Origin of the sequence: Parvularcula dongshanensis, from assembly GCF_014199615.1 — a bacterium.
Lineage (GTDB): Bacteria > Pseudomonadota > Alphaproteobacteria > Caulobacterales > Parvularculaceae > Parvularcula > Parvularcula dongshanensis.
In genome coordinates this window covers 31690-43763 of sequence record NZ_JACHOB010000002.1, presented here as the reverse complement: position 1 = coordinate 43763, position 12074 = coordinate 31690, and the positions used below count along the sequence as shown (strand labels likewise).

11 protein-coding genes are annotated in these 12074 nt (G+C 69.2%); 3 read left to right on the top strand and 8 right to left on the bottom strand.

Going from position 1 to position 12074, the window contains the following annotated elements; translation table 11 throughout:
* Positions 1 to 100: 100 nt before the first annotated feature.
* Together GGQ59_RS05870 and GGQ59_RS05865 are read left to right on the top strand one after the other, a co-directional pair.
* Positions 101 to 313, top strand: a complete 213-nt coding sequence (locus GGQ59_RS05870) for a hypothetical protein (protein WP_183816856.1) — start codon at positions 101 to 103, stop codon at positions 311 to 313.
* Between the two features lie 8 nt (positions 314 to 321).
* Positions 322 to 489: a hypothetical protein gene (locus tag GGQ59_RS05865; RefSeq protein ID WP_183816854.1), complete on the top strand. Its 168-nt coding sequence runs from the start codon at positions 322 to 324 to the stop codon at positions 487 to 489.
* Between the two features lie 34 nt (positions 490 to 523).
* Here the strand turns inward: GGQ59_RS05865 and GGQ59_RS05860 are convergent, their stop codons facing one another.
* From GGQ59_RS05860 to GGQ59_RS05840, 5 genes are all read right to left on the bottom strand, one after another.
* Positions 524 to 1456 carry a sulfotransferase domain-containing protein gene (locus tag GGQ59_RS05860; RefSeq protein WP_183816853.1) on the bottom strand — a complete coding sequence of 311 codons (933 nt, stop codon included), beginning with the start codon at positions 1454 to 1456 and terminating at the stop codon, positions 524 to 526.
* A 185-nt stretch (positions 1457 to 1641) separates the two neighbouring features.
* On the bottom strand, positions 1642 to 2949 hold the full coding sequence (gene purB / locus GGQ59_RS05855) for an adenylosuccinate lyase (protein ID WP_183816851.1): 1308 nt from the start codon (positions 2947 to 2949) through the stop codon (positions 1642 to 1644).
* 98 nt (positions 2950 to 3047) lie between these two features.
* A complete protein-coding gene (locus tag GGQ59_RS05850; protein WP_183816849.1) occupies positions 3048 to 3623 on the bottom strand; it encodes a hypothetical protein in 576 nt (191 codons plus the stop codon).
* 185 nt (positions 3624 to 3808) lie between these two features.
* Positions 3809 to 4516: an SDR family oxidoreductase gene (locus tag GGQ59_RS05845; RefSeq protein ID WP_183816847.1), complete on the bottom strand. Its 708-nt coding sequence runs from the start codon at positions 4514 to 4516 to the stop codon at positions 3809 to 3811.
* A gap of 42 nt (positions 4517 to 4558) precedes the next feature.
* A complete protein-coding gene (locus GGQ59_RS05840; RefSeq protein ID WP_183816845.1) occupies positions 4559 to 5290 on the bottom strand; it encodes a hypothetical protein in 732 nt (243 codons plus the stop codon).
* 99 nt (positions 5291 to 5389) lie between these two features.
* On the opposite strand from GGQ59_RS05840, the gene hisS reads away from it, so the two are divergent.
* The gene (gene hisS / locus GGQ59_RS05835; protein ID WP_183816843.1) at positions 5390 to 6859 is read left to right on the top strand and encodes a histidine--tRNA ligase; all 1470 of its coding nucleotides are present in this window, start codon (positions 5390 to 5392) and stop codon (positions 6857 to 6859) included.
* Here the strand turns inward: hisS and GGQ59_RS05830 are convergent.
* From GGQ59_RS05830 to GGQ59_RS05820, 3 genes are all read right to left on the bottom strand, one after another.
* Positions 6856 to 7545, bottom strand: coding sequence for a MarC family protein (locus tag GGQ59_RS05830; RefSeq protein ID WP_183816841.1), 690 nt, complete (start codon positions 7543 to 7545; stop codon positions 6856 to 6858). The genes hisS and GGQ59_RS05830 overlap by 4 nt on opposite strands.
* Positions 7546 to 7609: 64 nt before the next feature.
* The gene (locus tag GGQ59_RS05825) at positions 7610 to 8260 is read right to left on the bottom strand and encodes a pentapeptide repeat-containing protein (RefSeq protein ID WP_183816839.1); all 651 of its coding nucleotides are present in this window, start codon (positions 8258 to 8260) and stop codon (positions 7610 to 7612) included.
* Between the two features lie 105 nt (positions 8261 to 8365).
* On the bottom strand, positions 8366 to 11926 hold the full coding sequence (locus tag GGQ59_RS05820) for an adenosylcobalamin-dependent ribonucleoside-diphosphate reductase (protein ID WP_183816837.1): 3561 nt from the start codon (positions 11924 to 11926) through the stop codon (positions 8366 to 8368).
* Positions 11927 to 12074: the final 148 nt, after the last annotated feature.

Genomic DNA, 12074 nt, shown 5'->3' with positions numbered 1-12074 from the left:
GGGCATTCCTCCTGACGCCGAAGCTAGGCAGGCGCGCCCCGACGGTCACCCGAACCACGCAGTCGGCTCGCGTGTTGGTGCCGTGAGACGAGGAGGAACGATGCTCAAGAAACCTGGCGCCAAGACCGCCGCCCTCGAAGGCCTGCTCGGCCTCGTCGTGTTCGGCATCTCGCGGCGCTACCCGACCAGCCGCCTCCTGATCGCGCTGCCCCTGATACAGGCCGGGCTCGCCGTCATCGAGTCGGGCCAGCGCGTGCAGGAGGTCCGAAGAGCCAGGCGCCGTCAACTCGGCGGCCTCCTGCCCAGACGATGAGGACGACCATGAGAGACAACGACCGCGCCATCCCGGCCGCCGTCACCGGGCTCGCCGCCCTGGCGGCCCGCCAGCTGATCAAGCGCCACCCGATCGGCCGAGCCGCACTCCTCGCTTACGGTGCGGGCAAGCTGGTGCAGGCCGCGCGTCAGGGCTCGGACCGCAAGCCGCGCTGAGCGGCTGACAGTCCCCCCCTGCCGGGACGGCCGATCAGGCCGCGCTGGAAAGGGAACCGGCGCCGGTCACATCGCCCTCGGCGAGCCAGCGCGCGCATTCCGGCCCGAGTTCGGCTAGGGCCTTGGCGTCGTAGGCGGCGACCTCTTCGGCCGTCAGCGTCGTCTGCCAGCGGCCGTTCGTCCCCTTGTTGATGAAGGTGCTCGCGCCGCCTTCCCAGACCGACCCGCCGAGGGGCACGACCTTCTCGGCGTTCGTTTTCATCCACTTGAAGGTCGAGTGCTCGATCACCCGCGCGCGCTCTTCGCCGGTCAGCTCGACCTCCAGGAAGGCGGCGATCCGCTCGACGGCGCCGGGCAGGTCGCGCTTCAGATCGTTGAAGTGCAGCATGAGGACGTTTGGATAGTCCCGCACGCTCCACCAGCTTCGCACGTTCTCCCATAGCGACCAGAACTGACCGCCATCGTTCTCGAACCAGTGCCGGTAGAAGTCGTGGACGTCGTCTTCCACGGGCTCGAAGGCCGGCCCGACCCGATCCGGCAAGCCGTTGATGATGCCGTAGAACTCCGGCCGGAAGTTGGTGCAATGATTATGAAGGCTCCACGCGACGTCCCGGCCGTCGCGTGCGATGTAGATGTGCTTGAGTTCCGGGCGGAAGACGAAGGCGTCGAGCGGTAGGTAGGTCTTCAAGAACCGCCGGTGCGCCTGCGCCCCGAGCAACGCCATCTTCTCCGCTTCGAGCGGGAGGCGCATGTCGACCCAGGGCGACAGCTCGGGCACGCAGATGTCCGGATCGCCCCTGAACAGGACCTGCCCGACGATCTGCTGTGTCCAGGTCGTGCCGGACTTCGCGTAGGTCGCGACGATGACGTCGTCCGGCCGGAACGCGAAGCGGTTCCAGATCGTCGAGTCCATATGATGGTTCTGCAGCTCGCGCGTCTTGCGCGGCCAGACGTGAGTCTCGGCCATGGTCCCTCTCTCCCAAGAGCGGGCGCCATAGTGCGACCAGGCGCCGCAGTCAAGGGACCATTCCTGTACGGAGTTGCCGTCCGTTCGGACCACCGAAGCCTTTCTTCGGTACGAAGACGGCTGCAGCTGCCGAACGGGACGGAAAGCGCGAGCGAGAAGAAGGGGTTCGCCGGACGGCGCCGCCCTTACGCCGCTCCGAACACCCGCTCGAACACCGTGTCGACGTGCTTCGTGTGATAGGAAAGATCGAACAGAGGCTCGATCTCCGAAGGCGGAAGCAGCGCCGTCACCTCGTCGTCAGAACAAAGAGCACTCAAGAAGCTCGCCCCTTCGTCCCAAACCTTCATCGCGTTGCGCTGGACGAGGCGATAGCCGTCCTCGCGGCTCGCGCCGGCTTGGGTGAGAGCGAGGAGGACGCGCTGAGAGAAGACGAGGCCGCCGAGCGCGTCGAGGTTCGCCTGCATCCGCTCGGGGTAGACGACCAGCTTCTCGACCACGCCCGCGAGGCGGTGAAGCGCGAAGTCGAGATGGATGGTGCTGTCCGGCCCGATGCCGCGCTCGACGGAGGAGTGCGAGATGTCCCGCTCGTGCCAGAGCGCGACGTTTTCCATCGCCGGAACCACGGCCATCCGGACGAGGCGGGCGAGGCCGGTCAGGTTCTCGGTCAGGATCGGATTGCGCTTGTGGGGCATGGCCGAGGACCCCTTCTGCCCCTTGCCGAAGAACTCCTGCGCCTCCCGCACTTCCGTGCGCTGAAGGTGACGGACCTCGACGGCGAGGCGCTCGACGGAGGAGGCGACGACGCCGAGGGCCGCGAAGTAGGCGGCGTGTCGGTCGCGCGGGATCACTTGGGTGGAAACCGGCTCCGGCTGGAGGCCCATCTTCTCCGCCACATAGGCTTCGACCGAAGGGTCGACGTTGGCGAAGGTGCCGACCGCGCCCGACAGCGCGCAGGTGGCGATCTCATCCTTGGCGGCGAGCAAGCGGCGCTTGGCGCGGTCGAACTCCGCGTAGTAGCCCGCCAGCTTCAGGCCGAAGGTCATGGGTTCGGCGTGGATGCCGTGGCTGCGGCCGACCGTCGGCGTCGTCTTGTGCTCGAACGCGCGGGCCTTGAGCGCCGCCAGCACGCGGTCGACGCCGCCGATCAGGATGTCCGTCGCGCGGGAGAGCTGTACGGCTAGCGTCGTATCGAGCACGTCCGAACTCGTCAGGCCCTGGTGGACGAAGCGCGCCTCGGGCCCCACGATCTCGGCGAGGTGGGTGAGGAAGGCGATGACGTCGTGCTTCGTCTCCGCCTCGATCTCGTCGATCCGCGCGACGTCGAACTCGGCGTCCTTGCCCTTCGCCCAGATCGTCTCCGCCGCTTCCTTGGGCACGATGCCGAGGCGTGCCATGGCGTCGGCGGCATGGGCCTCGATCTCGAACCAGATGCGGTACTTGGTCTGCTGGTCCCAGATCGCGGTCATCTCGGGGCGGGCGTAGCGGGGGATCACGGATCGGACCTCCAGGGCAGGCCGGCGAGGACCGGCGGACAGAAAGAAGGGCGCGCCTCGTCGGCGCGCCCGTCCCTAACCACCAATCGGAAGCCTTGTCAGGCCTTCTTCTTCCGGCGCAGAAGGCCGCCCGCCCCCAGCGCGCCGGCGAAGAGGAAGCCTGCGGCCGGGATCGGCACGACGCCGTCGACGCCGTCGACGATCACGGTGTACTGCGGCGTGAACGGGTTGCCGCGGGAGAAGCCGGTGCCGCTGAACATGAAGGTCAGCGTCTCGTTCGGCATTACGCCCAGGCTGGCGAAGCTGAGGATCTGATCGCCATTGCCCGCCTCGTCGGCCGTGATCGTGAAGGTCCCGGTCGTCCCCATGTCCCCCATGACGGTCAGCACGAAGTCGTAGATCCCGACGCCTTCGGGGGTCGGCATGGACTCGTCGACGTCGAAGCTGAGGAGGAAGGTATCGACCATCGCGCCGGCGACGATGTCGATCGTGTTGTTTGCCGGGACGAGCGCACCGCCATCGTTGACGTCGTTGTTCTCGAACCGGACCGGGGAGTCGGGCGTGACCACGTTCGTGGCACTGACGAGTTCGATCGCGGCGTTCGCGATCGCGCCCGCACTCAAGGTCCCGAGGGCGGCTAATACCGCCGCTACGGACTTCATGGACTGCTTCATGGCATCCCTCTGGCGCAATTGAGGCAACATGGTCGGCATACGCCGTAACCTCGGGTATGGTTACCACAAGGACGGTATTCTCGCACTTGCGAAGATCAGCGCGCGTGGCTCCTCGCGCTCACGATTGCAGGAGCCGCCGCGCTTGCGCAGTAGGGGAAGGATTCCCGCCTCGCGGCGGCCGGCCGTCAGGCGTAGATCATCTTCCGCGTCATGCCGCCGTCGAGGATCAGCTCCGCTCCGGTCGCGAAGCCCGCGCTGGAAAGGTAGGCGACGGCGTCCGCCACGTCCTCGGGCCGCCCGACCCGCCCGGCCGGGTGTTGCGCGTGATCTTCTTCCGAGAGGTCTTCGCCCGAGACGTTGATCCACCCCGGCGAGACGCAGTTCACGCGCACGTCGGGACCGAGGCTGACGGCGAGGGAGTGGGTCAGCGCGACGAGACCGCCCTTGGTCGCCGAGTACGCATGCGTGTCCGGTTCCGACATGTGCGCCCGGCTCGATGCGATCAGCACCATGGCCCCCTTCGCCGCCCGAAGCGCGTCCTCGGCGTGCTTGGCGAGGAGGAAGGCGGCGGTGAGGTTCACCGACAAGATCCGGTTCCACTGATCGAGGGAGGTGTCCTTCAGGCTGCCGAAGCGCGACACCCCGGCGTTCGAGACGATCAAGCCGAGAGGACCGGCCTCGGCGGCGCGTTCCACGAGGCGCGCGACGTCCTGCTCGGAGGAGACGTCGGCTTCCACCGCCAGCCCGCCGATCCCGTCGGCGACGCCCCGAAGCGCCTCGCCGTTCTCGTCGGCCATGACGACCCGGTAGCCGTCCTGGGCGAGCCGTCTGGCGCAGGCCAGCCCGATGCCGTGGGCCGCACCCGTCACGATCGCTGTCTTGGCTTCTTCCATCTCAGGCCTCCTCGGCCCGAGAACAACTCAGCGCGGCGATCGTCACTGCGGGGCGGCGAAGCCCTCCTGGAAGCCAGAGATGAGGATGCCGGTCAGGAAGGCGGCCACGCTCGCGGCCGTCGAGACGAAGAGAGCGACGCCGCCGAACAGGACCGCTCGGCTCCAACGCTCCGCGCCGCTCTTGCCCGCGACGCCGCCCCGGCCCGCCGTGAGGGTGTCGAAGAAGAAGCTGACGCCGATGGTCGAGAGCCCATAGGCCGCCGAGAACCGCGGATCGACGAGGGGGATGGCGAGAAGAAGCAGGAGGCTGACGATCGAACTCGGCACCAGCGTCAGGAGGTGAAGCCTCAGACGCAGCACCGCTTCGGTCCCGTGTCCCCACACGCGGAGGACCATGGACGTCAGCCCGTGCAGGATGACGAAGGCGAGCGGCAGGCTCGCGGCGTAGGACGCGAGGAAGGTCTTGAGGTTGTCGACCATCTCGGTCTCGGTCGCGGCGCCGGCGCCCTTGGCGAACCCCGCCGAGAACTCCTTGAAGAACGCGCCGTCCTCGTTCGCCCAGACGAAGCGGAAGAACGCCATGGCGGTCAGGATGAAGAAGAGGAGGCGGATGGACGGCGTGTATCGCCCGCCCCAATCCTGCGTCCTCGCGGCGGCGTAGACCCGGGCTGGCCGCACGAACATGTCGCGGATGGTCTTCAGGCCGCGCAGGTTGAGGCCGAAGACGTCCTCGACCATCGCATCCGCGCCGAGCGTTCTTCGTCCCGCGTCCATCCTCGTCTCCCGGCCCTCAGGGCAAGGTAGGGTGCGCCGCTCGGCGAGGGAAGCGCCCGGGCGCTTGTCACGGCGGCGAAGCCGCGCCACACGCGCCCCATGGCGAAGAAGAAGACGTTCCGGCCCAAGCCCCGCCGCCCCCGCGGCTTCCGCGACCGCTCCGGCGAGGAGATCCTCGCCGAGCAGGCGATGCTCCGGCGCATATGCGACGTCTATGCGTCCTACGGCTTCATGCCGCTCGAGACCCCGGCCTTCGAGTTCACGGACGCGCTGGGCAAGTTCCTGCCCGACGTCGACCGGCCGAACGAGGGCGTCTTCTCGCTGCAGGACGACGACGAGCAGTGGATGAGCCTCCGCTACGACCTGACCGCGCCCCTCGCGCGGCACGTGGCCGAGAACTACGACGCCCTGCCCAAGCCCTTCCGGCGCTATCAGGTCGGCACGGTCTGGCGGAACGAGAAGCCGGGACCCGGCCGCTTCCGCGAGTTCACGCAGTGCGACGCCGATTCGGTCGGCGCGCCCGCGCCCCACGCCGACGCCGAGGCGATCATGATGTTCGCCGACGCGATCCGCGCTGCGGGCCTCGAAGACCGCGACGTCAAGATCCGCGTCTCCTCGCGCAAGGTCATGTCCGGCCTCCTCGAAGCGGTGGGCCTCGATCCCGAGGACAAGGGCGTCAGCGGCACGGTCCTGCGCGCGATGGACAAGTACGACCGCCTGGGCGCCGAAGGCGTGCGCCTACTCCTCGGCCAGGGCCGCAAGGACGAGAGCGGCGACTTCACGCAAGGTGCCGGTCTCTCGGACGGACAGGCCGATCACGTCCTCGCCTTCATGGAGGCGGCCTCAGACGACGACGCGGCGGCCATCGCCCAGATGCGCGGTGTGATGGGCGGCAGTGCGGTCGGCGCCGAGGGCGCGGACGAACTGGACGCCATCGCGGAGACCCTGGCGGCGATGGGCTATGCGAGCCGCGTCCGCATCGACCCCTCGGTCGTGCGCGGGCTCGACTACTACACCGGCCCCGTCTTCGAGGCGGAGGTGACCTTCCCCGTGCAGAACGAGAAGGGCGAGACCGTCGTCTTCGGCTCGGTTGGCTCGGGCGGCCGCTACGACGACCTCGTCAAGCGCTTCAAGGGCGTCGAGGTCCCGGCCGTGGGCTGCTCGATCGGCGTCTCGCGCCTCCTCACCGCGCTCGCCGCGCGGGGCGAGGCGCAGGCCGCGCGCGGACCGGTCGTCGTCCTCGCGCTCGAGGCGGATAGGATGCCGGCCTATCACCGCATGGCCGCGGCGCTGCGGGCGGAAGGCATTCGGGCTGAGGTCTACCTCGGCGGCTCGGGAATGCGGGCGCAGCTCAAATACGCCGACAAGCGCGCAGCGCCGGTCGTCGTCATTCAGGGCGAGGACGAGCGCACGCAAGGCGAAGTCACGGTCAAGGACCTCGAGCTCGGCGCCAAGCTCTCCGAGACCGTCGAGAGCAACGAGGAGTGGCGCTCGGGCCAACCGGCCCAGGTCACCGTGCCGGAAGGCGAGCTGATCGCCGCCGTGAAGCGGGCCCTCGGCGCGGACTAGTCCCCGGCGCCGACGCTCTGGTCGACGACCCGCGCCTCGGCCGGCATCACTCGGTTGAGGAGCCCCTCGCGGACGCCGTCGAACACGTACTGCACCGCGAGCGCCATCAGCAGCATGCCGAGCAGGCGGGTGATCATGTTCATCCCCGTCCGCCCGAGCGCGCCCGCGATCCGGCCCGACGACATCAGGATCGGCACGGAGACGAGGAGCACGGTCGCCAGCGCCGCGATGGTGCCGAGCTGCGTCATCAGCCGGGTGTCCGCGACGTCCTGGTTCATCAAGAGCATCACGGTCGCGATCGCCCCCGGGCCCGCCAGCATCGGCAGGGCGAGGGGGAAGAACGCCACGTTGTCGCGCGCCGACGCCTTCGGTCCCGGCCGCTTCGCCTCGGCCTGCTCGTCCGGGTCGAAGAACATGCGGAAGCCGATGAGGAAGAGGAGGAGGCCGCCCGCCGCGCGGAAGCTCGCAAGGTCGATGCCCATGTGGTGCAGCACCACCGCGCCGAAGAGCGCGAAGGCGAGGAGCACGCCGCCCGCGATCGCGACCGCGCGGATCGCCGTCTTCCGCTGCTCGGCTCGGCTGTCCCCATGCGTCAGCGCGGCGAAGAGCGGCGCGACGAGCACGGGGTCGATGATGATGAAAAGAGTGACGAGTCCGGCCACGTAGGCGGAGAAGGCGGTATCCATGGAAGGCCCCGAAGGAAGTACGAACACGCGTGGCCGGTGCGGATGCGCCTCTGCGGCGCGCGCGTCAACGGATCTTCTTCGGCACCGGACCGCAGGCCTCGACGTGCAGCCCGTCGGGCAGCTGCGTCGCCTCGTCGCCGCAGGCCATGTCCAGTTGGACCTGCGTCAGGCCGATCGCGCCGCGGAGGTCCGCGCCCGTGAGGTGGCTGCCGTCGAGCAGCGCGCCCGAGAGGTCGGCGCCGTCGAAGGTCGAGCCGGTGAAGTCCGCCGCCCGCATGGAGGCGCGCTCCAGGACGGCGCCGTCGAAGGTCGCCTCGTGCGCCTTCACCCCGTCGAAGAGCGAGCGGATGAGGTAGGTCTTGGTGAAGTCCGCGCCGTGAAGCGTGGAGTTCTGGAAGCTCGCCTCGTCGAGCCGCCGGGCGACGAAGGCCTGGCCCGACAGGTCGAGGTCGGTCGCCACGAGGCCCTGCCTCGGCGGCGTCTTCTCGGCCATGAGGTCGAGCATGGTGAGCGCCTTCTCCCAGCCCCTCTTCAGGGCCGGTCTGAACGCGTCGTTCACCCCGTCGCTGACCTCGTAGATGCCCCAGGCGATGTCGCTGGCGAGTTCGTTGACCCAGCCGGGAACCCGCTCGCGCTCCTGCGCGGAGGCGTTGGAGTACCAGAACTGAAAGCTGACCAGCAGTACCGTGATCAGCAAGCCGAACAGACGGAACACGGCTCTTCCCCCCGAATGCCTACGGCATAGCAGGGCCCGCTTGACGAACCGGTACGCGAGGCAGGCAAAGGCGAGCGGTCGCGTTAACCCGGTGGTGACCGCAGGTCAGCTGCAGCCCGTACTCGCGCCGCAGGAATCGCACCGCAGGCAGGTGCCGTTGCGAACGAGGGTGAACTGGCCGCAATCGGGGCAGGCGTCGCCCTCATAGCCCTTCACCTTCGCCTCCTCGCGGGCGGAGCGGGGGGCGCTGAGGATGCCCTTGGGCGTCGGCCCGCCCTTGTCCTTCTCGCTCTGCGGCTCGGCGGCCACCTCCTCGCGGTCGCCGCCGCGCCGTTCGCGCATCCGGTCGAAGTCGCCCCCGCGCAGGACCACGAGGTTGTCCGTCACCTGGCTGCGCGAGAAGCCCTTGGAGATGAGGCGCTGCGCCTCTTCCTGGACGCCCTCCGCCTGCACGCCCTTGCCCATGTCGAAGGCGCCGTCGCCTTCGGGCACGTGGCCGAGGTCGGAGCGGCCCATATAGCTGATGGCGAGTTCCCGGAAGATGTAGTCGAGGATCGAGGTCGCGTTCTTGATCCGGTCGTTCCCCTGCACGGGACCTGCGGGCTCGAAGCGGGTGAAGAGGTAGGCGTCGACGAACTCTTCGAGCGGCACGCCGTACTGAAGGCCCAGGGATATCGCGATGGCGAAGTTGTTCATCAGCGAGCGGAAGGCCGCGCCTTCCTTGTGCATGTCGACGAAGATCTCGCCGAGCTCGCCGTCCTCGAACTCGCCGGTGTGCAGGTACACCTTGTGGCCGCCGACGATGGCCTTCTGGATGTAGCCCTTGCGCCGGTCGGGCATCCGCCGCCGCCCGGGCGCGCGCTCGACGACCTTCTCGACGACCCGCTCGGCGAAGACCCGCGCGCGCTCGGCGGCGGGCGCCGCGACGAGGTCGTCCGCTTCCAGATCGTCCGACGCGAGGAGGGCGGCGGTCAGAGGCTGGGACAGCTTCGAGCTGTCGCGGTAGAGGGCGACCGCCTTCAGGCCGCGTTCGTGCGCCGTCCTGTAGGTGCGCAGGCAGTCGCCCACCGTCGCGGATGCCGGCAGGTTCACCGTCTTCGAGATCGCGCCCGACACGAAGGGCTGGCACGCCGCCATCATCTCGACATGCGCCGCCACGGACAGCGCCCGCGTGCCGATCCGGCCGCACGGGCTCGCGCAGTCGAAGACGGCGTAGTGCTCGAGCGCGAGGTGCGGCGCGCCCTCCGTCGTCATCGTGCCGCAGCAGTAGAGGTTCGCCGCGTGCACGTCCTCGTCCGAGAAGCCGAGGTCGCGAAGCGTCCTGTAGCCCGACTGGCCTGGCTCCCAGGTGCCGCCGAGCGTCTTGCGCAGGAACCCTTCGCCCAGCACCTCCGGGGTGAAGACGTAGGCGATGTCGAAGGCGCCCTTGAGGGCGGCGCGCAGCTTCTCGATCTCCGCCTCGCCGAAGCCTTCCTCGCGCAGATCGTCGAAGCTGATGCCCGGCGCGTGCTCGAGCGTGCCGTGTCCGACCGCGTAGGCGCGGATGTCGGCGATCTCCGCGTCCGAGTAGCCGAGCGTCTTCAGCGCGCGGGGAACCGACGCGTTGATGATGCGGAACATGCCCCCGCCCGCCAGCGACTTGAACTTCACGAGCGCGAAGTCGGGCTCGATGCCCGTGGTGTCGCAGTCCATGACGAGGCCGATCGTGCCCGTCGGCGCGATCACCGAGACCTGCGCGTTGCGGACGCCGTGCGCCTCGGCCTTGCGGAGGGTGCGCCGCCAGGCGTCCTGCGCGGCCACCGCCAGCCCCTTGAAGGGCACCTCGCCCACCGCCAGCACGTCCGGCCGGCGGTCCAGCCGGTCCCAGTCGCCCGCACCGGCGGCGGCGGCGTGGTTGCGCAGCACGCGAAGAACGCCGTCCTCGTTCGCCTCGAAGCGGGCGAAGGCCCCCAGGCGTTCGGCCATGTCCGCCGAGGTCTCGTAGGCGGTCGCCGTCATCAAAGCGGTGATCGCGCCTGCCGCCGCGCGGCCCTCGCCCGAATCGTAAGGCAGGCCCGCCGACATCAGAAGGCCGCCCAGATTGGCGAAGCCGAGGCCGAGCGTCCGGTAGGCGAAGGATCGCTCGGCGATCGCGCGCGAGGGGTAGCTCGCCATGCCGACCGAGATCTCGAGCACCATGGTCCAGAGCCGACAGGCGTGCCGGAAGCCCGCCTCGTCGAACGTTCCGTCCTCGGACAGGAACTTCAGGAGGTTGATCGACGCCAGGTTGCACGCCGTATCGTCGAGGAACATGTACTCAGAGCACGGATTGGAACCGACGATCTCGCCGTCCGCGGGGCAGGTGTGCCACGCGTTGATCGTGTCGTGGAACTGCAGCCCCGGATCGGCGCACGCCCAGGCGGCGTCGCCGATCTTGGACCACAGATCGCTCGCGGGCAGGGTCTTGACCACCCCGCCGTCGGTCCGGCGGGTCAGGTTCCACGCCGCGCCGCCCGCGACGGCGTCCATGAAGGCGTCCGTAACGCGCACGGAGTTGTTGGCGTTCTGACCCGCGACCGAGCGATAGGCCTCGTCGTCCCAGCCGACCGTGTACTCCTCCATCGGCATCGCGGTCTCGCCTTGGCTCGCGAGGGCGATCGCGCGCGCCATGACGCCGTCCGGCACGCCGTCGCGCTTCGCGGCCTTCAGGACCCTGCGCAGCGTCTCGTTCCTCTTCGGCTCGAAGCGGTCCTTCGCGTCGCCCGACACCGCGTCGAACAGGGCGTGCACGTGCCGCTTGATGACGGCGCTGCCCGCGACGATGGCGGCGACCTTGCGTTCCTCCTTGGCCTTCCAGCCGATGAAGGCCTCGACGTCGGGATGGTCCGCGTCGACGATCACCATCTTCGCCGCGCGCCGGGTGACGCCGCCCGACTTGATCGCACCGGCGGCCGCGTCGCCGACCTTCAGGAAGCTGAGCAGCCCCGACGACATGCCCCCGCCTGACAGCGGCTCGCCTTCGCCCCTGATCGCGGAGAAGTTCGACCCCGACCCCGAGCCGTACTTGAAGAGCCGCGCTTCGCGCGTGAACAGATCGAAGAGGCCGCCGGGACCCACGAGGTCGTCCGCGACCGACTGGATGAAGCAGGCGTGCGGCTGCGGCCAGGCGTAGGCGTCGTCGACCTCGACGACGCCGCCCGCCGCTTCGTCGTAGCGGAAATGGCCGTGATGCTCGCCTTGCGTGCCGTAGGCCCAGGAGAGCCCGGTGTTGAACCATTGCGGTGAGTTGGGCGCCGCCACCTGGCGCGCGAGCATGGCGGTCACCTCGTCGCGGAAGGCGCGCGCCTCGTCCTCGCCGGCGAACAGGCCCTGCTTCCAGCCGTGATAGGTCCAAGCCCCGGCCATGCGGTCGAACACCGCCTCGGCGTCGTCCTCCGCCCCGAGGCCCGCCCCGTCAGCGGCGCGGGACGGCGCGAGCCAGTCCGGCACGCCGTCCTCGGGAACGCGCACGGTCGCGGAGGGCACGCCGGCCTTGCGGAGGTACTTCGACGCCAGGACGTCGGTCGCGACCTGGCTCCAGGCTTCCGGCACGCGGACCGAGGTCATGGCGCCCGTCTGCGGGTTGCGGCTCTCACGGACTTCGTAGGGGCAGGGCGTGCCCGAGAAGAGGCGGGGGATCACGGACATTCGCGGCTCTCCGGCGGTCGGTTGACCCATATAGGAGTGCTTCGCGCGGCCTGCGAAGGGGGAAGGGGTTACGAGCTGGGCAACTGCAGGGCGAAGGCACGGATGTCGTGACAACCTTGCCTTGTTAGGTTACCGTTTGTTCGGAATC

Bases quoted from the DNA above. Each gene is read 5' to 3' on its own strand.
- GGQ59_RS05870 (WP_183816856.1), top strand. From the start codon at position 101: ATGCTCAAGAAACCTGGCGCCAAGACCGCCGCCCTCGAAGGCCTGCTC.
- GGQ59_RS05830 (WP_183816841.1), bottom strand. From the start codon at position 7,545: ATGGATACCGCCTTCTCCGCCTACGTGGCCGGACTCGTCACTCTTTTC.
- GGQ59_RS05840 (WP_183816845.1), bottom strand. From the start codon at position 5,290: ATGGACGCGGGACGAAGAACGCTCGGCGCGGATGCGATGGTCGAGGAC.
- GGQ59_RS05820 (WP_183816837.1), bottom strand. From the start codon at position 11,926: ATGTCCGTGATCCCCCGCCTCTTCTCGGGCACGCCCTGCCCCTACGAA.
- hisS (WP_183816843.1), top strand. From the start codon at position 5,390: ATGGCGAAGAAGAAGACGTTCCGGCCCAAGCCCCGCCGCCCCCGCGGC.
- GGQ59_RS05850 (WP_183816849.1), bottom strand. From the start codon at position 3,623: ATGAAGCAGTCCATGAAGTCCGTAGCGGCGGTATTAGCCGCCCTCGGG.
- GGQ59_RS05865 (WP_183816854.1), top strand. From the start codon at position 322: ATGAGAGACAACGACCGCGCCATCCCGGCCGCCGTCACCGGGCTCGCC.
- GGQ59_RS05845 (WP_183816847.1), bottom strand. From the start codon at position 4,516: ATGGAAGAAGCCAAGACAGCGATCGTGACGGGTGCGGCCCACGGCATC.
- GGQ59_RS05860 (WP_183816853.1), bottom strand. From the start codon at position 1,456: ATGGCCGAGACTCACGTCTGGCCGCGCAAGACGCGCGAGCTGCAGAAC.